Source organism: Streptomyces sp. NPDC003247 (genome assembly GCF_042888135.1).
In the GTDB taxonomy this organism is placed as follows: domain Bacteria; phylum Actinomycetota; class Actinomycetes; order Streptomycetales; family Streptomycetaceae; genus Streptomyces.
In genome coordinates, this window is record NZ_JBIAPF010000015.1 from 1 (window position 1) to 19,690 (window position 19,690).

The window sequence follows — 19,690 nt, forward strand, 5'->3', positions numbered from 1 at the left end:
GCGGAGGCGGAGGGGGTTTTGGATCGTACGGAGTTCACGCAGCCGGCGTTGTTCGCGTTGGAGGTGGCGTTGTTCCGGTTGTTGGAGGGGTTCGGTGTGGTGCCGGACTTTGTGGCGGGGCATTCGGTGGGTGAGGTGGCGGCGGCGCATGTGGCGGGTGTGTTGTCGTTGGGGGATGCGGCGCGGTTGGTGGTGGCGCGGGGCCGGTTGATGGGGTCGGCGCGGTCGGGTGGTGCGATGGTGGCGGTGCGGGCTGCGCCGGAGGTGGTGGTGGGTGATCTGGCGGAATTCGGGGGGCGGGTGTCGCTGGCGGCGGTCAATGGCCCGGACGCGGTGGTGGTGTCGGGTGACGCGGAGGTTGTGGGGGATCTGGAGAAGCGGTGGCGTGACGGTGGCCGGCAGGTGCGGCGGCTGAAGGTCAGTCATGCCTTTCACTCCCCGCACATGGACGGTGTGCTGGAGGAGTTCGAGCAGGTGGTGGCGGGGCTGTCGTTCCGGGCGCCGCGTATTCCGTTGGTGTCGACGGTGACGGGGGAGGTGTTGTCGGAGCGGGAGGCGTGCTCGCCGCGGTACTGGGTGCGGCAGTTGCGGGACACTGTGCGGTTCCATGACGCGACCCGGCAGCTGATCGAGGAGGGTGTCACCGACTTCGTCGAGATCGGTCCGGACGCCGTGCTGAGTGCTCTGGTGTCGGCCGGTGTCGGGCGTGAACCCGGTCTGGTGGTGCCGGTGTTGCGCAAGGAACGGTCGGAGCTGGAGTCGTTGGCGGTGTTGTTGGGCCGGTTGCATGCGCGGGGGCGGGGGGTGGACTGGGCGCGGGTGCTGCCGGGTGCGGGGCGGGTGGATCTGCCGACGTATGCCTTCCGGCGCAGGCGGTACTGGCTGGAGGAGCGGGCTGGTGGCCGGGATGCGGCCGGTCTGGGGCTGACCGGTGCCGCTCATCCCCTCCTCGGTGCGGCGGTGCCGGTGGCCGGGAGTGAGGAGGTGCTGCTGACCGGACGGATCTCCCGCCGGACCCACCCCTGGCTCACCGACCACACCGTCCTCGGCACCGCCGTGCTGCCGCCCTCGGTGTTCGTCGAACTCGCCGTCCGCGCCGGTGACGAGGCGCACTGCACGGTACTGGAGGAACTCTCCCTCGCCGCGCCTCTGGTGCTGCCGGAGACGGGCGGGCTCCAGATCCAGGTCCGGGTCGGCGCACCCGACGCCGACGGCCGACGCACCCTCGCCGTCCACTCCCGCCCCGACACCCCCGACGCCTCCGACAGCCCATGGACCGCCTGTGCCCAGGGACGCCTCTCGGCCGGCGAATCCGCACCATCGGACGGCACGGCCGGTCAAGAACAGCACGGCCCCGAAGTCCGGTTGCCGGAAGAGCTGTTGACGGAGGCCGCACAGTACCGACTCCACCCCGCCCTGCTGGCCGCGGCACTGCCCGCGTCCCCGGTGCCGGACGGCGACGGCGACGTCGCCGTGCCCGCCGTCTGGCGTGACGTACGGCTGCACGCCGTGGGCGCCGACACCGTACGGGTGCGCTCGGTCCGCACCGACGACGACACCGTCACCCTCGCACTCCTCGACCCGCGGGGGCGGCCGGTGCTCGACGTCGGGTCGCTCACCTACCGGACCGTGCCGGGGGAGGAGTTCGGCGCCGGCCGGCCGCGGGGCGACGGCCTGTCCACGATCGAGTGGGTCCGGTACGACGCCGGACCCGCGCCGGCGGCCCGCTGGGCGGCGGTCGGTGCCGACCTGCCCGGCGTGCCCCGCTTCGCCGACCTGGCGGCCGCCGCGCGCGCCGTCGAGTCGGGCGAGACCGCCGTCGACCTGCTGCTCGTGCCGTGGCGGCCGACCGGCGACCTGGACCGGGGGACGCACCGCGCGCTCGCCTTCGTAGGGGAGCTGCTGGCCGCCGACGCGCTGCACGACACGCCCGTCGTCGTGCTGACCCGCGGTGCGGTCGCGGCCGAGGAGGGCGACGCGGCGCGGCTGGACCTGGAGTCCGCGGCGGTGCGGGGACTCCTGCGCACCGCCGCCGCTGAGGGCGTCGGCCGGATCGTCCTGGCCGACGCGGACACCGGCACACCGCCGCTCGACCGGCTGGCGTCCGCGGTGCGGTCCGGGGAGCCCGAGGCGGCGGTGCGCTCGGGGGAGCTGCGCGTGCCCCGGCTGCGTCCGGTGCCGGCCGCCGGACCGTCCGCGAACGGTTCGTCCAGTCCGTCAGGGAACGGTCTGTCCGCGAGCCCGTGGACCCCGGACGACACGGTGCTCGTCACGGGGGGCACCGGTGGCCTGGGGGCGCTGTTCGCCCGGCACCTGGTCGTCGCGCACGGGGTGCGGAACCTGCTGCTGGTGAGCCGGCGCGGCCCGGACGCTCCCGGCGCGGACGAGCTGCGCCGGGAACTGGCCGAGCTGGGCGCCGAGGTGGAGACGGCCGCGTGCGACGTGACCGACCGGGAGGCGCTGGCGGACCTCCTGGCCGGCATCCCCGCCGACCGCCCGCTGACCGGCGTCGTCCACGCGGCCGGCGTCCTGGACGACGGTGTCCTGTCCGCGATGACCAACGAGCAGCTCGACCGGGTGCTGCGACCGAGGGCCGACGCCGCGTGGAACCTGCACGAACTCACCCGCGACCACGGCCTCACCGCCTTCGTCCTGTTCTCCTCCACCGCGGGCGCGTTCGGCGGACCCGGCCGGGCGAACACGGCGGCGGCCGACGCCCACCTCGAAGGCCTGGCCCGCCTCCGCGGGGCCCAGGGGCTGCCCGCCACCGCCGTGGCCTGGCCCCGCTGGGAGCACGACAGCCCCGGCATCGCAGAGCGGCGCCCCGGCACCGTCGAGCGGCGCCCCGGCACCGTCGAGCGGCGCCCCGGCACCGTCGAGCGGCGCCCCGGCACCGTCGAGCGGCGCCCCGGCCTCGACCTGCTCCACCCGGTCACCCCGGAGCAGGGCCGTGCCCTCTTCGACCGCGCGGTCGCCCTCGGCGCGACAGGGGGCGGCGCCAGCGCGGTGATCGCCGGTGCCGTGGACCGGGCCGCGCTGCGCGCCCACGAGGCCGTACCGCCCGCGCTGCGCGACCTCGTGGCGGGACCGGCCCGCCGGACCGCGCACACCACCGCCGACGCGCGCCCCGACACGCTGGCCGACCGGCTCGCGGACCTGGGAGAGGCGGAACGCCGGGCGCTGCTGCTGGACCTCGTCCGGGCGGAGACGGCGGCCGTGACCGGACAGCCGGACGTGACCGCGGTCGCCGCCGACCAGGCGTTCCAGGAGATGGGCTTCGACTCGCTGGCGGCCGTCCAGTTGCGCAACCGGCTGTCGGCCGCCGCCGGGGTCAGGCTCCCGGCCACCCTCGTCTTCGACCACCCGACGCCCCGGGACGTCGCCGGCCATCTGCTCGACCGGCTCGCCCCGGCCGAGGCCGACGTCTCGGCACTGGTCCTGTCCGAGCTGGACCGCCTAGACGGCCTGCTCGCGGCGATCGCCAAGGACGAGCGGCACCGGAACATGGTCCGCGGCCGGCTCCGGGCCATGGCGTCCCGGCTCGGCACGACGGCGCAGGGCACCGGTGACGCGGAGGACACCGACCCGGCGGTCAGGATCGAGTCCGCGTCGGTGGACGAACTCTTCGCCCTCATCGACACGGAACTCTCGGGCCCCACCGACTGACCCCCGCCCCCCTCAGCCCCACCACCTCAGCGTGACCTCTCCGGAAGGGAGACCGAGCCCATGTCCAACGAAGAGAAGCTCGTCGAGTACCTCAAGCGGGTGACGGCCGATCTCCAGGAGACGCGCAGGCAGCTGGCCGAACGGGAGGCCGTGGACGACGAGCCCGTCGCCATCGTGGGCATGGCCTGCCGCTACCCCGGCGACGTCGCCTCGCCCGCGGACCTGTGGCGGCTGGTCGACCAGGGAGTCGACGCGATCACGGAACTGCCGCACGACCGCGGCTGGGACATCGAGAAGCTCAAGGAGAAGAGCTACTCGGTGCAGGCGGGTTTCGTGCACGACGCCCCCTGGTTCGACGCCGGTTTCTTCGGCATCTCGCCGCGTGAGGCGCAGGCGATGGACCCGCAGCAGCGGCTCCTGATGGAGATCTCCTGGGAGCTGTTCGAACACGCCGGATTGGACGTCACCACCCTCAAGGGCAGCAGGACCGGAGTGTTCGTCGGCATCGTGGAGGAGAGCTACCTCGGGCTCAACGCCCCCGAGGAACTCGAGGGCTACCTCATGACCAGCAAGCTCAGCAGCGTCGCCTCCGGCCGCATCGCCTACACCTACGGTTTCGAAGGCCCCGCGGTCTCCCTCGACACGGCCTGCTCCTCCTCCCTCGTCGCGATGCACTCGGCGATCCAGTCGCTGCGGTCGGGCGAGTCGACACTGGCCGTGGCCGGCGGCGTGACGGTCAACTGCGACCCCGGAGGCCTCGTCGACTTCGCCCGGCAACGCGGTCTCGCCGCCGACGGACGGTGCAAGTCGTTCGCCGCCGCGGCCGACGGGACCGCGTGGAGCGAGGGCGCCGGCCTGGTGCTGCTGGAGCGGCTGTCCGACGCCCGGCGGCACGGCCATCGGGTGCTGGCGGTGGTGCGGGGTTCGGCGGTGAATCAGGACGGTGCGTCGAATGGTCTGACGGCGCCGAACGGTCCGTCGCAGGAGCGGGTGATCCGGCAGGCGCTGGCGAGCGCGGGACTGTCGTACACGGACGTGGACGTGGTGGAGGCGCACGGGACGGGGACCCGGCTCGGTGACCCGATCGAGGCGCAGGCACTCCTCGCCACCTACGGACAGCGCGGTGACGGACGGCCGCTCTACCTCGGGTCGCTGAAGTCGAACATCGGGCACAGCGTCGCCGCCGCCGGAGTGGGCGGCGTGATCAAGATGGTGCAGGCGATGCGGCACGGCGTGCTGCCCAGGACGCTGCACGTGGACGCGCCCACCCCCCAGGTCGACTGGGACTCCGGCGCGGTGGAGCTCCTCACCGAGAACAGGCCCTGGCCCGAGACCGGGGTACCGCGCCGCGCCGGCGTCTCCTCCTTCGGGGTGAGCGGCACCAACGCCCACCTGATCCTGGAGCAGCCACCCGCCGAGGCGACCCCGGCCACCTCGGCGCCGGGCGTCCCGGTGGCGGCCGCCGCGGTGTCCGACGGCCTGGTGTCCGACGGCCTGGTGTCCGAAGGCCCGGTGTCCGAAGGCCCGGTGTCCGACGGCTCGTCCGTCGTGCCATGGGTGCTGTCCGGGCGCTCACCGGAGGGACTGCGGGGGCAGGCGGCCCGGCTGCTGGCGGCCGTGGAGTCCGACCCCGGGCTCGACGTCCGCGACGTGGCCTGGTCGCTGGCGTCGAGCCGGGCGGTGTTCGAGGACCGCGCCGTCGTCACCGGCGCCTCCCGTGACGAACTGCTCGCCGGACTGGACGCGTTGGCGCGCGGGGAGTCCGCGCCGGGGGCGGTGAAGGGCACCGCTCCCGGCCCCGCCGGCCGGGTGGTGTTCGTGCTGCCCGGCCAGGGATCGCAGTGGGCGGGCATGGCGGTGGGCCTGCTGGACACCTCGCCGGTGTTCGCCGAGCGCATGGCCGAGTGCGGCCGGGCACTCGCCGCCTTCGTCGACTGGGATGTGGAGAAGGTCCTGCGCCAGGCACCGGGCACGCCCTCGCTCGAACGCGTCGACGTCGTGCAGCCCGTCTCCTGGGCGGTGAACGTGTCGCTGGCGGCGCTGTGGCGCTCCCACGGCGTCGAGCCCGCCGCGGTGGTCGGCCACTCGCAGGGCGAGATCGCCGCCGCGTGTGTCGCCGGAGCGCTGTCCGTGACGGAAGCGGCGCGGGTGGTGGCCCTGCGGTCGCAGGCCATCGCGGCGGGGCTGACCGGCGGCGGGATGGTGTCGCTCGCGCTGCCGCTCGCCGACGTCGAGTCCCGGCTGAAGCGGTGGCCGGGCCGGCTGGAGGTCGCGGCGCTCAACGGCCCCACGTCCGTGGTGGTGGCCGGTGACCCGGACGCCCTGGACGAGCTGCTCGCCGACTGCGCGACGGCGGGCGTACGGGCCCGGCGCATCCCGGTGGACTACGCGTCGCACACCTGGCACGTGGAGCGCATCGAGGACGAGCTGGCCCGGGTCCTCGCCGGGATCCGGCCGCGCACGTCCGACGTGCCGTTCTACTCGACGGTGACCGGCGGCTGGCTGGACACCACCGCGCTGGACGCCGGGTACTGGTACCGCAACCTGCGGCAGACCGTGCGCTTCCACTCCGCCGTCCAGTCCCTGGCGGCCGACGGGTTCGGGGCGTTCATCGAGATCAGCGCGCACCCGGTGCTGTCCATGAGCGTCCAGGAAACGCTCGACGGCGCGACGCGCACGGAACGGGCGGCCGTGGTGGCGGGGACGCTGCGCCGGGACGAGGGCGGCCTCGACCGGTTCCTGACCTCGCTGGGCGAGGTGTGGGCGCAGGGCGTGGACGTCGACTGGTCCCCGGCCGTCGCCGGCGGCCGACGGGTCGACCTGCCGACCTACGCCTTCCAGCGCAAGCGGTACTGGCTGGATGAGCAGGCCGTGACCGGGGACGCGGCCGGCCTGGGCCTGGCCGGCGCCGGGCACGCCCTGCTCGGGGCGGCGGTGCCGGTCGCCGACGGGGACGAGATCCTGCTCACCGGGCGGCTCTCCCGCCAGGACCGGCCCTGGCTCGCCGACCACACCGTCCTCGGCACCGCCGTGGTGTCGGCCTCGGTCTTCGTCGAACTCGCCGTCCGCGCGGGCGACGAGGCCGGGTGCACCGAACTGGAGGAACTCACCCTCGCCGCACCGCTGGTCCTGCCGGAACACGGCGCGCTCCAGATCCAGGTCCGCGTCGCGGCACCCGACGGCACCGGCCGCCGCGGCGTCACCGTCTCGGCGCGCACCGACGCCCCCGACACGCTCTGGACGGTCCACGCGTCCGGACTGCTGGGGACGGCGGCCGCGGCCGACGGGACGGGCATCCCCGAATGGCCGCCGCCCGGCGCCGAGCGGATCGAACTCACCGAACCGTCCACTGAACAACCGCTCGTCGAGCCGTACCCTGAAGCGCCCGCCGAGCCGTCCCCGGAGCCGGCCGCCTCCGGCGACGCGCGGCAGCCCCCGCCCCCGGAGGGCACCGTGGCCTGGCGGTCGGGCGGCAGCGTCTTCGCGGAGGTCGGCCTGCCCGAGCGCCTGCGGGCCGGCTGCGCGTACTTCGGCCTGCACCCCGCCCTGCTGGACCTGGCCGTCCGTCTCGTCCGGCTCACCGACGCGCCGCCGGACAGCGCCGCCCGGATCGCCGCCGACTGGCGTGGGGTGCGCCTGTACGCCACCGGGGCCGCCGCCCTCCGCGTCCGTCTCGACCGGGTCGGCGACGGGTTCGCGCTGCTCGCGGCGGACCGCGCCGGACGCCCCGTCCTCAGCGCCGAACGGGTGGAGCTGCGGGCGCTCACCCCGGAGGTGCTCGGCAGCGCCGTCAAGCACGGCTACGACGCGCTGTTCGAGACGGCCTGGGAGCCGCTGCGCGCCGCCCGGGACGACGGCGGCACGCTCCGCTGGGGCCGCCTCGGCTCCGGCCGGGGGCTCACCGTGCCCGGCGCCCGGACGTTCGACGGCATACCCGCCGTGGCGGCCGCCGACCGGCCGGTGGACGCCGTGCTCCTCGACCTCACCGGCGATCCCGCACCGGCCTCGGGCGCCGGCGTCCCCGACGCCGTGCGCGAGGCGGCCCGCCGCGTGCTGGAGCTGGCGCAGGAGTGGCTCGCGGACGACCGGCTCGCCGCCACCCGCCTCGTCGTGGCGACCCGGGGAGCGATGGGCGCCGGCGGCGAAGGGGTGACGGATCCCGGCGCCGCCGCGCTGTGGGGCCTGCTGCGCTCGGCGCAGTCGGAGGCCCCCGGCCGCTTCGTACTGGCCGACCTCGACGACGACGCCCGTTCCGCGGCCGCGCTGCCGGCGGTCCTCGCCTCCGGGGAACCGCAGACCGCGGTCCGCGAGGGCCGCATCCTCGTCCCCCGACTGCGCCGTGTCGCCCCGCCCGGCCCGGCCGCCGCGACGACCGGCACCGGCCGCGACGGGCGGAATCCCGAAGGCACCGGCCGCGACGGGCGGAAGGCCGACGGCACCGGCCGCGACGGGCGGAATCCCGAAGGCACCGGCCGCGACGGGCGGAGCCCCGACGGCACCGGCCGCAACCGGTGGAGCCCCGACGGCACCGTCCTCATCACCGGTGGTACCGGATCCCTGGGCGCCCTCTTCGCCCGCCGCCTGGTCACCGACCACGGCGTGCGGCGGCTGCTGCTGGTCAGCCGCCGCGGCCCGGACGCCCCCGGCGCGGACGAACTGCGCCGGGAACTGACCGGGCTGGGCGCCGAGGTCGACATCGCCGCGTGCGACACCACCGACCGTCAGGCGCTGGCCGCCCTGCTGGACGGCATCCCCGCACACCGCCCGCTCACCGGCGTCGTCCACACCGCCGGTGTCCTCGACGACGGCCTGCTGCCGGACCTCACGCCCGCGCGCCTCGACACCGTCCTGCGCCCCAAGGTCGACGCCGCCTGGCACCTGCACGAGCTCACCCGCGACCACGACCTGACGGCGTTCGTCCTGTTCTCCTCCATCGCCGGTGTGATCGGCGGCGCGGGCCAGTCCAACTACGCGGCCGCCAACGTGTTCCTCGACGCCCTCGCGGAACACCGCGCCGCCGCCGGACTGGCCGCCACCTCCGTGGCCTGGGGCGTGTGGACGCAGGACAGCGGCATGACCGGCCACCTGGACGAAGCGGACCTCGGCCGTATCGCCCGAGGCGGCTTCCGCCCCATCTCCCAGGAACAGGGGCCCGCCATGCTGGACACCGCGCTGCGGCTCGGCACGCCCGCCCTGGTGGGCACGCCGTTCGACCCGCGGCCCCTGCGCGAACGGCCCTCCCAGGTACCGCCCGTGATGAACGGTCTGCTGCGCTTCCCGGTGCGCCGTACCGCCCAGAACGTCGACAACGGCTTCGACACCCTGGTCGGCCGGCTGGCCGGACTCGACGAGAAGGAGCAGCTGCGGCGGGTCCTCGGCCTGGTCCTGGCCGAGACCGCCACCGTGCTCGGGCACACCGCCGCCGACGGCATCCGGCCGACGCAGCGGTTCCCCGAACTGGGCTTCGACTCCCTCACCTCCGTCGAACTGCGCAACCAGCTGGCGGCCACCACCGGCTGCCGGCTCCCGGCCACCGTGGTCTTCGACCGGCCCACGCCGGCGGAGCTCGCGGCCTTCCTGCGCTCCGCCCTGCTGGAGCGGCTGGGGGAGGAGGTGTCCACGTCGCGCGACGCGGTGGACTTCGCGGCCGAGATCGCCCTGCCCGACGACATCCGTCCCGCCGACGAGGTGGTGTACGAGGTGGTGGATCCGCGGGAGGTTCTGCTGACGGGGGCCACCGGCTTCCTCGGCGCCTTCCTGCTCCGTGACCTGATGCGTTCCGGGCGGGGCACGGTGCACTGCCTCGTGCGCGGCGCGGACGAGGAGGCCGCCCGGGCGCGGCTCCGGCGGCGACTGGAGTGGTTCCGGGTGTGGGACGACATCGACCCCGCCCGTCTCTCGGTGGTCGTCGGCGATCTCGCCGAGCCGCGCCTGGGTCTGGCGGCGGACGCCTTCGACACCCTGGCGAGGCGGGTGGACGTCGTCCACCACGCCGGAGCGACCGTCAACTGGCTGCACCCGTACGGTGAGTTGAAGGCGGCCAACGTCTCCGGCACCGTCGAGGTGCTGCGGCTGGCCGCGCGGCACCGCTCGGTGCCCGTCCACTACGTGTCCACGACGGGCGTCTTCGCCGGCGGCGAGCCGGACGGCGTCCCGCGCAGGCCCGAGGACCCGACCGCGCCGGTCGAGCAACAGCCCACCGGATACGTCCAGAGCAAGTGGGTGGCGGAGCGGATCGTGGGCCTCGCCGCGGACCGGGGGCTGCCGGTGACGATCCACCGGGCCGATGTCATCTCGGGAGATCAGGACCGAGGCGCCTGCCAGACCAGCGACTTCGTGTGGCTCAGCCTCAAAGGCCTGATCCAGGCCGGAGCGGCCCCCGAGGGCCTGGGCGGGCACGTGCACTTCGTCCCGGTCGACTACGTCAGCGCGGGCATCCTCGCCCTGTCCCGGAAGAAGGAGGCGTCCGGACGGACCTTCCACTTCTTCAACCAGAGCGGTGTGACCTTCCACGACTGCGTGCGCTACCTGCGGGGGTACGGCTACGCGCTCGACGAGCTGGACCACGCCGCCTGGCGCGACCTCGTCCAGGCCGACCGCGGCAACGCCATGCTGCCGCTGTTCGACGCGTTCGAGGCGATGGCCCTGGGCGGCGACCGCGCCTATCCGGGCATCGACACGACGGACACGGAGACGGCCCTCGCCGGAACCGGAGTGCGGTGCCCCCCGATCACACGGGAGCTGTTCGAGAAGTACGTCGACTTCTTCGTGGGCGTCGGCCACTTCCCGCCGCCCGCAGAAGCGGCCTGATCCGGCCGAACGCGACGACCGACGACGACGGGACACCGAGCCCGGCGGGCGACGACGGCGAGCGATGAGGACGAGAAGCGCCGAGCCCGGCAGGCGACGGCGGCGAGCGATGAGGACGAGAAGCGCCGAGCGCGGCGAGCGATGAGGGTGGGAAGGGGCGGACATGGCAGGCGAGTGGATCAGACGGCTGGGGCCACCGGCGGACCGGCCCGGTGCGGTGCAGCTGGTCTGCTTCCCGCACGCGGGAGGCGCCGCCGGCGCGTACACGGCCCTGTGCCGCGCGCTGGCACCGACCGTCGAGGTGGTCGGCGTGCAGTACCCGGCACGTCAGGACCGGTTGCGTGAGGAGCCGGTACGGGACGTCCGCGGGCTCGCGGAGCGGGTCGCGCGGGAGCTGGGGGAGGACGCCGGAAGTGCCCGGCCCCGCGCGTTCTTCGGCCACAGCATGGGCGCGCTGGTCGCCTTCGAGACCGCGCTGCTGCTGGGGCGGGACGGACCCGCGACGCGCCCCGTGCGTCTGTTCCTGTCGGGGCGGGCCGCGCCCTCGCTGGGCCCGGGCCCCAGCGACCACCTGGCGGGCGACGCGGAGCTGCTGGCCGAGCTGCGCAGACTCGGCGGTGTCGGTGACGGCGTCCTGGAGGATCCCGACGTGGTCGAGCTGATCATGCCGGCGGTGCGGGCCGACTACCAGGCGCTCGCGGCGTACTCCTGGCGGCCCGGCACCACGCTGGACCGCCCGCTCACGGTGCTGGTCGGGGACACGGACCCGATCGTCACGCGGGAGGGAGCGGCACAGTGGCGCCGGCTCTCCACCGCGCCCACCGAGGTGCGGTCGTTCACCGGCGGCCACTTCTACCTCGACGACCGGGTCCAGCAGGTCGCCGAGGTGGTACGGGACGCCCTCGTCCGCCCCTGAGGCGGTACCGGAGGCCGGGCACACGGCAGCCCGTCCCTCGCGCCCCTTCCGGGAAGAGGCGCAGGGGACGGGCTGCCGGGCGGCGTCACGAGGCCTGCGGGGGCTCGTACTCCAGGTTGTGCACGGAGCACAGCTCCTGAAGGTTCTCCTCGAAGACCGGCTCAAGGTCGGAGTAGGCGAAGTCCAGCTGGTGGAGCACCTCCATGCACAGCAGTCCGTACAGTCTGATCCAGCTCGTCAGGAACAGGTGCAGCGCCTCGGGGGGCAGCGGGCTGTCGACCCGGGCCGCGTAGTCGGTCATCTGCTCCTGCAAGGAAGGGGCCAGGTCCTCGAACCGCGGAACCGGGTAGGGGTCCTTCTCCCAGATGTCGACGAGCTGGTCGAGGAAGACCTTCTCGAACTGCTGCCCGGCGCGGAGCCGGGGCGACTCGGCGTCCTCGCGGGTCGCTGCGTGCACCGGGCTGGCGAACATCCAGCTGAACTCGCTGGGGTGGTTGATGGCCCACGTCCGCATCGAGCGGCAGGTGGCGGCCAGCCGCCGCCCCGGGTGCTCCGGCGGGCAGGCGTCCCGCGCCTCCTGCATGGTCGTCGTCAGCTCCTGGTAGAAGTCCGCGATCACCGCTTCGACCAGCGCGTCGTGGCTGGGGTAGTAGCGGTACACGGCCGGTCCGCTCATGCCCATCTCGCGGGCCACGGCATTGACCGTCACACCGGTCGGCCCGTGCTTGCGCAGGAGTTGACGGGCTGTGGTGCGGATCTCGAGGAGCGTGGCCTGCCGGCGTCGCTCCACGCGGCGGCTCGAGGTCTGTTGCGGCATCTTTCTGTCCTCACTTCGGGTCATTGACATGATAGACAAGCTATGGTTTGTTAGTGGTTGTAAGTTAAGTCACTGACCTAAACTTTTCTAAGAATATAAAGCGTCGTCCATGGTCAAACCATAGGGGGGTCCGGATGCGAAAGCGCTTCACGCGAGGGGAGTCGGTGGCGCTGGCGGCCGTCCTCACCGCGGCTGTCTGGGGGGTGTCCCGGGCGCTGGCGGTGAAGGACGCTCAGGTCGAGCGTCTGATCGGCGCGTTGGAGAAGGCGGCCGCCGGGGGCCTTGCCGTGGAGTCGGGCGGGGCGTGGCCGGAAGCCTCCCTCGCAGCACTCGTCCATGAGAAGGAGTCCTGATGCCGGACGGTACGGTAAAGCCCGCACGGCGCCCGTCGCTCAACCCCCTGGAGCACCTCTTCGCCAAGCACCGGCTGGACGGGGTGATCACGGAGACGGGCCTGGTGACCCCGACGATGAAGCGCATCCGGATCGCCGTGGAGGCGTTGCGTGGAGTGACCGTCGAGCCGGGACGGCACATCAGAGTCCAGATCAACGACCCCCTGTCGCTGTACGGGATCGTGCGCCCGGGGGAGACGCTCCGCACCTACTCGGTCTGGGACCAGTCCGAGGACGGCCGCGAACTCGAGATCCGGGCCCATCTCTACGACGGCGAGGGCATCGGCCTGACCTGGGTGCGCGGCGCACAGGAGGGCCAGGTGGTCGAGTTCTGGGGGCCGCTCGGGGATTTCGACCTCCAACCGGATGCCCCCTACCACCTGTTCGTCGGCGAGGAGACCGCGTCCGCCGCGTTCGGACCCATGATCAGGGCGCTCGGACCCGGTGCCCGGGTGTACGGAGCGCTGGAGAGCGACTCCCCCGACGACGAGGTGCCCGTCCCCGGACCGCACCGTCTGAAGCGGGTGTACCGCGACGGAGCCTCGCCGGTCTCCTCGGACGTCCTGCTGGGCGCGGTGTCGGACCTGGAACTCCCCGGGGAACCCGGGGCCGCCTACATCGCCGGCGAGGCACGCACCTGCCAGGCGATCCGCAACCACCTCGTCCACGTGCGTGCGTGGCCCCGTACCCAGATCAGAGTCAAGCCCTTCTGGACGCCCGGCAAACGAGGGCTGCACCACTGAGCCGGGGGGACGGGGCCCAGGGCGCTTCTGACGGATCTCCGCGGCGTCGCGACGCCCGGCACGCTCCCCCACTGCCTGAACGGCGTGGGCGGTACCCCCACTCACCGCACGGCGCGAAGGGCCAGGTGGCTCCGCCACATGACCCTTCACACCGCACGCCGAGGGCACGCACCGAACGCCGCTCCTTCTCCCACGGAGATCCGTCAGAAGCGCCCTGGTCCGGCACCGTCCCCCCGACCCGGCCGCTCTCGGACCTGACCCCTCGGCGTGAGTGGACACGGAGTCAGGGCATGCAGTCGACGAATCCGGGAACCGGCGGCTCCGCGGGCTGGGCCCGGGAGTTCGTCAGCGGCTGGTGACCCGAGCCCGAAGCGTCGATGGAGATCGTCATGAAGTGCGGAGTCCCCCCACCCCACCCGGGCCGCCGAGCGAAGAGTTCGGGGCGGGCCGCGGCCGCGATGAACAAGGTCCCCTCGGCCGCCTCGCTGCTCACGGCGCAGATGAAGTCCAGCAGGGCGTCGTCCGCCTCGTGCAGATCGTCGACCACCATGACCAGCGGGCAGCCCTGCGCGATGTCCGCCAACGGAGACTGGGTGGACTTCACCAACCGGGTCAGATCGATCTCCCGTGTCTCGGTGCCGTGGGGATCGAAGAGAGGGCTCATCCGGGAGTGGAACAGATGCGTGCCGCCGCACGCCTCCCCCTGCCGGTCGAGGCTGCACGGCACGAGGAAGCGCATGGCGACGGGCTGCCCCATGGCACGACGCTCGAACTCCTTGAGCAGCCTGCTCTTGCCGGTGCCGGCCTCCCCGAGGATCGTGACCACGTGAGGGGTGCCGCGGTGCCGGACGCGTTCCAGCATGCCGCGCAGGACGTCGAGTTCGATCTCCCGGTCCACCACGCCCGGCAGTCGTGACCGCTCGTCGCGCGTCCGTGGCCGGTCCGCCTTCCACGCCTGCGGCGAGTCGCTGACATGGACGTAGGACAGCGCCGAGGCGGCCAGCTGCCGGGTGCTGCCGCAGACCCAGACGTCCCCCGCTCCCGTGTGGGACAGCAGGGACTGGCACTCGTCGAGCAGTGTCCCGTCCGCCGACCGGACATCGGAACCGTGGTCGTCGTACCGCAGCAATGCCTCCCCCGTGGACACTGCTGCGTGTACCGTCGCCTCCCGGCTCCGCCGGGCGGAGCGCGTGAGGGGAACGACCGCGTCGGGCGTGTGGAACTCGTCCCGTATCCCCAGCGCGGCGCGTACGGCCCGTTCGGCGTAGTCGTCGCCGTCCCAGGGCCCGAACACGGCCAGTTGGGTGGAACCGATGGAACCGATCACCGATCCGCCGAATCCGCCGACGACCTCCCGGATACGGCCGGTCACGCTGTCGCGCAGTTCGTCGGTGCCCTCCGACCGGCCGCTGTCCGTGGGCGACCTGAGGCGGGCCTTGAGCAGCAGCACGCTGACCGGTCGGCGCCGGCCGGCCGAGGCGGTGCGCTGGCGGGGCACCCGCGGGTGCGCCCCGAGGTCGCCCGTGCCGGAGGAGGCGTACTCGCTGTGCTCCATCGCCTCCTGGGCCGACGCCAGGGGCGGGGCCGCGGCCGCCCATGGCTGCGGCGACCGCAGCCACGCGTGGTCCCCCGACGGTCCGGTCTCCGTCTGCACGGTGACCGGGGCCGTCGCCTCGGGCAGGGACAGGCCCGAGTCCTGGTTGAGGATCGCCTGCTGGAGCGACTGCAGTTCGCGCCGCGGTTCCAGGCCGAGGTCCCCGATCAGGGAGGCGCGGACCCGGCTGTACACGTTCAGCGCGTCGGCCTGCCGGCCGCACCGGTACAGGGCCAGCATCAGCTGGCCGCACAGGCGCTCGCGCAGCGGTTCGGCCTCGACCATGGACTCCAGCGCGCCGAGCATGGACTGGTGCCGGCCGCAGTGGAGTCCGGCCTCGAAGTAGTCCTCCATCGCGTCCAGCCGGGCGCTCTCGGCGGCGGCCAGCTCCGGCCAGTCGATCCCGCTCTCGACGAGGTCGGCCAGCGCCTGGCCCTGCCACAGCGACAGGGCGTCACGGAGGATGTCCGCGGCCTGCGCGGAGGAGCCGGACTCCAGCAGGGCGCGCCCCTCCCGGATCCGGCGGTGGAAGAGGTGCAGGTCGACCCGGTCCGGGTCGACCTGAATGACGTATCCGGGAGTCTTGGTGACCAGGACCCCGGCCTGGCGGTCGGCGTGGCAGGGCGAGAGGGCCCCGCGCAGACCCCACACGGCGTTCTGAAGGATCTTGCGCGCCGTGGTCGGTAAGCTGCCGTCCGCCCACAGCGCACCGAGGAGTTCTCGTGTGGGGACCACACGATTGGCGTTCAGGAGCAGGTAACCCAGCGTCGCGCGCTGCTTGGTCCCGCCCAGCGGAATGGGTTGATCGTCCTTGAGAACTTCCAATGGTCCAAGTATTCGAAACCACATGGCTGCTCCACCATTGACTTGATCCGGGTTGGCAGATGGGCGTCTCTTTCAGGCACTCGATCTCTGTGGTTCGTGGGACAGGCGGATGGATGCCGGCCCGTGCCGGCGCGCCTGTTCCCGGGCCGGTGACCTTCGCTCCGAGAAGCCGAAGGTGATCGTGGAGGAGTTTCGGGCCGAAGCCCGTGTCAGACCGCGGAAAAGCGCCGGACTTCCGGCCGGTGCACGCGGACGGTAGAGCGTCGCACGTGCGGAACTACTCGTTCCGCAGGGCGTTCGCCTGAGGCTCCTGACGCCGGCGACAGGCCGGGTCGGCGGGATGCGGCGCGGTGAGAAGCGCTGGAATGATCGATGCACAGGCTTGTTGCATGCGCGATGTCCCCCATGTGTGTCACTCCGCCGCTGCCCGAGCAGGAGCGGAACCCCGTGTGACGTACGCCAGCCCTTTCGGCGGTGAATCCGCAGCGGGCTTCCACTGGGTACCGTAACCTTCGTAACGCCCTAAAACAAGTGTGACTGTCCGTGCCGATCTTCGCTCTCCGGTGGCGCTCACCGCCCCTGCGAGAGGCCCCGGAGACGGTGGCGTCAGCCCGTCGGCGCCGCCTGCGGCCTCCCCCCGCATTCTTCGCCCTCCGGCCGGTCTCTCCGGGTCAATTGGCTTGTCTTTCACGGGTGTTCGGCGTTCCTTGGCCGGATGCGGAGGGGCGTCGGGACGTGTAGCGTCCCGAAGGGGCCTGCCGCGTCCGTGCCGCGTCCGTGCCGGGCGGCGCCCGTTCCGCGACGCCCCGCGCCGTCCTCGGCGGCACCCGCCGCCCGACGTCACCGGGGCTCCGCCCCACCCCACCACCTCACCACCGGGAGCAGTCATGACGTACCCCGATGCGAAGAGCGTCGTCCTGGCCTACCTCAAGGCCATCGACGAACGGGACCCGGAGGCCATCGCGGCCACTCTCTGGGAGGACGCCGAGTTCCGCATCCCCGGAGACCATCCGCTCGCCGGCACCCGGGTCGGTCTGGACGACATCTTCGACAAGTTCATGCTGCCGCTGATGGAGCTGTGCTCCCCGGACGTCCCCTACACCGTCGAGATCTCCCAGCTCGTCGCCGAGGGCGACACGGTGGTGCTCGACTGCGTCGCCCGCTCCGCCTCCCGCACCGGTGTGCCGTACGAGGCGAACGTCGTCTCGGTGTTCACCGTCCGCGACGGCCGCATCAAGGTCATGCGCGAGTTCTTCGACACGCAGTACTTCGTCCGGACGCTGATCGGCGCGGAGTGACGAGGGCGAGGAGGCGGAGTTACCGCGGTGTGGGCAGCTTCGCCTAGCGTCGGGAACCACCCGGCGGGGCATGGCCCGCACACGACCGTCGCTGAGCGGACATGCCGCGCGTTCCCCCGGGCGGTCACCGCGGTGCCACTTCCCCCACCCTGGGAAGCGCGTGCCGCGGCGACCGTTCCCCGGTCGAGAGGCGGACATCACACGTGACACGCCATCAGGTCTCCGAGCTGCACGAGATCCGTGCGCAGGCGCTGGCCGGGCCGAGCGAGAAGGCGACCCTGGCGCAGCACGCCAAGGGCAAGCTGACCGCCCGTGAGCGCATCGGGCTGCTCCTGGACCCGGGGTCCTTCCAGGAGGTCGAGCAGTTGCGCCGGCACCGGGCGACCGGGTTCGGTCTGGAGGCGAAGAAGCCGTACACCGACGGTGTGATCACCGGTTGGGGCACGGTGGAGGGGCGTACGGTCTTCGTCTACGCCCATGACTTCCGGATCTTCGGCGGGGCGCTGGGCGAGGCCCACGCGACGAAGATCCACAAGATCATGGACATGGCCATCGCGGCGGGTGCTCCGCTGGTGTCGCTGAACGACGGTGCCGGGGCCCGGATCCAGGAGGGTGTCTCCGCGCTCGCGGGTTACGGAGGGATCTTCCAGCGCAACACCAGGGCCTCGGGTGTCATCCCGCAGATCTCGGTGATGCTGGGCCCGTGCGCGGGCGGCGCGGCCTACAGCCCGGCGCTGACCGACTTCGTCTTCATGGTCCGTGAGACCTCGCAGATGTTCATCACCGGGCCCGACGTGGTCAAGGCCGTCACCGGTGAGGAGATCTCCCAGAACGGGCTGGGCGGCGCGGACGTGCACGCCGAGACCTCCGGGGTGTGCCACTTCGCCTACGACGACGAGGGGACCTGCATCGCGGAGGTCCGCTACCTGCTGTCGCTGCTGCCGCAGAACAACCGGGAGAACCCCCCGCGCGTGGAGTCGGGCGACCCGGTCGACCGCCGCGGCGAGGTGCTGCTGGACCTGGTCCCGGCGGACGGCAACCGGCCGTACGACATGGCCAAGGTGATCGAGGAGATCGTCGACGACGGCGAGTACCTGGAGGTCCACGAGCGCTGGGCGCGCAACATCATCTGCGCGCTGGCCCGCCTGGACGGCCAGGTGGTGGGCATCGTCGCCAACCAGCCGCAGGCGCTGGCCGGCGTCCTCGACATCGAGGCGTCGGAGAAGGCCGCGCGCTTCGTGCAGATGTGCGACGCCTTCAACATCCCGATCCTCACCCTCCTGGACGTCCCCGGCTTCCTGCCCGGCGTCGACCAGGAGCACGGCGGCATCATCCGGCACGGCGCGAAGCTGCTGTACGCCTACTGCAACGCGACCGTGCCCCGGATCTCCCTGATCCTGCGCAAGGCGTACGGGGGTGCCTACATCGTGATGGACAGCCAGTCCATCGGCGCGGACCTCACCTACGCCTGGCCGACGAACGAGATCGCCGTGATGGGTGCCGAGGGTGCCGCCAACGTCATCTTCCGGCGTCAGATCGCCGGGGCCGAGGACCCCGAGGCCATGCGGGCCCGCATGGTCAAGGAGTACAAGTCCGAGCTGATGCACCCCTACTACGCGGCCGAACGCGGTCTGGTCGACGACGTCATCGACCCCGCCGAGACCCGCGAGATCCTCATCAGGTCCCTGGCGATGCTCCAGTCGAAACACGCCGACCTGCCCTCCCGCAAGCACGGCAACCCGCCCCAGTGACGCCGAGGAGCCTGTCGTATGCCCACCCCTGACATCCGTGTCGAGAAGGGCCGTGCCGGGCCCGAGGAGGTCGCCGCCGTCATGGCCGTCCTGCTGGCGCGCGCGGTCGCCCGGCCCACCGCCGCACCGGCCCGGCGAGGCCGTGTGACGGCCCGCTGGCGCAGGCTGGAGCGCGAGGGCGGCTTCCGCGCCCCGCACAGCTGGCGAGGCCGGTGATGGGCCGGGCCTCGTCCGCCGCTCCGGTCGACGTGCCCGTCGCCCCCGCCCTGTTCCGCAGTGTGCTGCGCGAGGTGCCGACGGCCGTCACCGTGGTCACGGCGCAGACGAGGACGGGACCGGCGGGGCTGACGGTGGGCTCGTTCGTGTCGGTGTCCCTGGAACCTCCCCTGGTCGGGATCTTCGTCGACGAGAAGTCCTCCAGCTGGCCGGAGATGAGCAGATCGGCTACCTTCACCGTCAACGTGCTGTCGGGCGGCCAACAGGAGCTGTGCGCACGGTTCGCGTCGAGCGGCACGGACAAGTTCGCCGGACTGGCCCTGCGCAAGTCCCCCTCGGGCAACCCGCTGTTGCCCGGTGTGGCGGCCTGGCTCGACTGCCGGGTCGAGGAGATACGCAAGCTCGGCGACCACCACTTCGCCCTCGCGCGGGTCACCGCCCTGGACAGGACGGCCGCCACCACGTCGATCGTCTTCCACCGAGGCACCCTGCACGCGATCCCCTGATACCGCGATCCCCTGATACCGCGATCCTCTGAGACCGCGATCCCCTGAGACCGCGGCGCCTGCACGCGATCCGCCGAGGCCGCGGCGCCCTGTACGGGTCCCCCGAGGCCGCGCCGTCCGGCGTGCGGGTCGCGGTGGCCGGCGGTACGGCCCGGT

Annotated in this window: 11 protein-coding genes; 9 read left to right on the forward strand and 2 right to left on the reverse strand. The window is 73.0% G+C overall.

Annotated elements, in window-relative coordinates; genetic code table 11:
* Positions 1-63: 63 nt before the first annotated feature.
* The 3 genes from ACFYWQ_RS36475 (at position 64) to ACFYWQ_RS36485 (ending at position 11,392) form a co-directional block, all read left to right on the forward strand.
* Positions 64-3,666 (forward strand): SDR family NAD(P)-dependent oxidoreductase, encoded by a 3,603-nt coding sequence (locus ACFYWQ_RS36475; RefSeq protein ID WP_389523145.1) that lies wholly within the window; start codon positions 64-66, stop codon positions 3,664-3,666.
* 60 nt (positions 3,667-3,726) lie between these two features.
* Entirely contained in the window at positions 3,727-10,476 is a 6,750-nt protein-coding gene (locus tag ACFYWQ_RS36480) for a type I polyketide synthase (RefSeq protein WP_389522750.1), read from the forward strand.
* Between the two features lie 163 nt (positions 10,477-10,639).
* Complete coding sequence (locus tag ACFYWQ_RS36485) at positions 10,640-11,392, forward strand: thioesterase II family protein (protein WP_389522752.1); 753 nt, start codon at positions 10,640-10,642, stop codon at positions 11,390-11,392.
* 85 nt (positions 11,393-11,477) lie between these two features.
* Here the strand turns inward: ACFYWQ_RS36485 and ACFYWQ_RS36490 are convergent, their stop codons facing one another.
* Entirely contained in the window at positions 11,478-12,209 is a 732-nt protein-coding gene (locus ACFYWQ_RS36490) for a TetR/AcrR family transcriptional regulator (RefSeq protein WP_389522754.1), read from the reverse strand.
* Positions 12,210-12,343: 134 nt separating this feature from the next.
* Between ACFYWQ_RS36490 and ACFYWQ_RS36495 the strand changes: the two genes are divergently transcribed.
* Complete coding sequence (locus ACFYWQ_RS36495) at positions 12,344-12,562, forward strand: hypothetical protein (protein WP_389522755.1); 219 nt, start codon at positions 12,344-12,346, stop codon at positions 12,560-12,562.
* Positions 12,562-13,344, forward strand: a complete 783-nt coding sequence (locus tag ACFYWQ_RS36500) for a siderophore-interacting protein (protein ID WP_389522757.1) — start codon at positions 12,562-12,564, stop codon at positions 13,342-13,344. Before ACFYWQ_RS36495 ends, ACFYWQ_RS36500 begins: the two co-directional genes overlap by 1 nt.
* Before the next feature lie 283 nt (positions 13,345-13,627).
* On the opposite strand, the gene ACFYWQ_RS36505 is transcribed toward ACFYWQ_RS36500, so the two are convergent.
* The gene (locus tag ACFYWQ_RS36505; RefSeq protein ID WP_389522759.1) at positions 13,628-15,763 is read right to left on the reverse strand and encodes a BTAD domain-containing putative transcriptional regulator; all 2,136 of its coding nucleotides are present in this window, start codon (positions 15,761-15,763) and stop codon (positions 13,628-13,630) included.
* An 887-nt stretch (positions 15,764-16,650) separates the two neighbouring features.
* On the opposite strand from ACFYWQ_RS36505, the gene ACFYWQ_RS36510 reads away from it, so the two are divergent.
* From ACFYWQ_RS36510 to ACFYWQ_RS36525, 4 genes are all read left to right on the forward strand, one after another.
* Entirely contained in the window at positions 16,651-17,061 is a 411-nt protein-coding gene (locus ACFYWQ_RS36510) for a nuclear transport factor 2 family protein (protein ID WP_389522760.1), read from the forward strand.
* A gap of 101 nt (positions 17,062-17,162) precedes the next feature.
* Complete coding sequence (locus tag ACFYWQ_RS36515; protein WP_389522762.1) at positions 17,163-18,812, forward strand: acyl-CoA carboxylase subunit beta; 1,650 nt, start codon at positions 17,163-17,165, stop codon at positions 18,810-18,812.
* 18 nt (positions 18,813-18,830) lie between these two features.
* Positions 18,831-19,028, forward strand: a complete 198-nt coding sequence (locus ACFYWQ_RS36520) for an acyl-CoA carboxylase subunit epsilon (protein ID WP_389522764.1) — start codon at positions 18,831-18,833, stop codon at positions 19,026-19,028.
* Positions 19,028-19,534, forward strand: a complete 507-nt coding sequence (locus ACFYWQ_RS36525; protein ID WP_389522766.1) for a flavin reductase family protein — start codon at positions 19,028-19,030, stop codon at positions 19,532-19,534. Before ACFYWQ_RS36520 ends, ACFYWQ_RS36525 begins: the two co-directional genes overlap by 1 nt.
* Positions 19,535-19,690: the final 156 nt, after the last annotated feature.

Bases quoted from the DNA above. Each gene is read 5' to 3' on its own strand.
- ACFYWQ_RS36480 (WP_389522750.1), top strand. From the start codon at position 3,727: ATGTCCAACGAAGAGAAGCTCGTCGAGTACCTCAAGCGGGTGACGGCC.
- ACFYWQ_RS36485 (WP_389522752.1), top strand. From the start codon at position 10,640: ATGGCAGGCGAGTGGATCAGACGGCTGGGGCCACCGGCGGACCGGCCC.
- ACFYWQ_RS36490 (WP_389522754.1), bottom strand. From the start codon at position 12,209: ATGCCGCAACAGACCTCGAGCCGCCGCGTGGAGCGACGCCGGCAGGCC.
- ACFYWQ_RS36495 (WP_389522755.1), top strand. From the start codon at position 12,344: ATGCGAAAGCGCTTCACGCGAGGGGAGTCGGTGGCGCTGGCGGCCGTC.
- ACFYWQ_RS36500 (WP_389522757.1), top strand. From the start codon at position 12,562: ATGCCGGACGGTACGGTAAAGCCCGCACGGCGCCCGTCGCTCAACCCC.
- ACFYWQ_RS36510 (WP_389522760.1), top strand. From the start codon at position 16,651: ATGACGTACCCCGATGCGAAGAGCGTCGTCCTGGCCTACCTCAAGGCC.
- ACFYWQ_RS36515 (WP_389522762.1), top strand. From the start codon at position 17,163: ATGCCGCGCGTTCCCCCGGGCGGTCACCGCGGTGCCACTTCCCCCACC.
- ACFYWQ_RS36520 (WP_389522764.1), top strand. From the start codon at position 18,831: ATGCCCACCCCTGACATCCGTGTCGAGAAGGGCCGTGCCGGGCCCGAG.
- ACFYWQ_RS36525 (WP_389522766.1), top strand. From the start codon at position 19,028: ATGGGCCGGGCCTCGTCCGCCGCTCCGGTCGACGTGCCCGTCGCCCCC.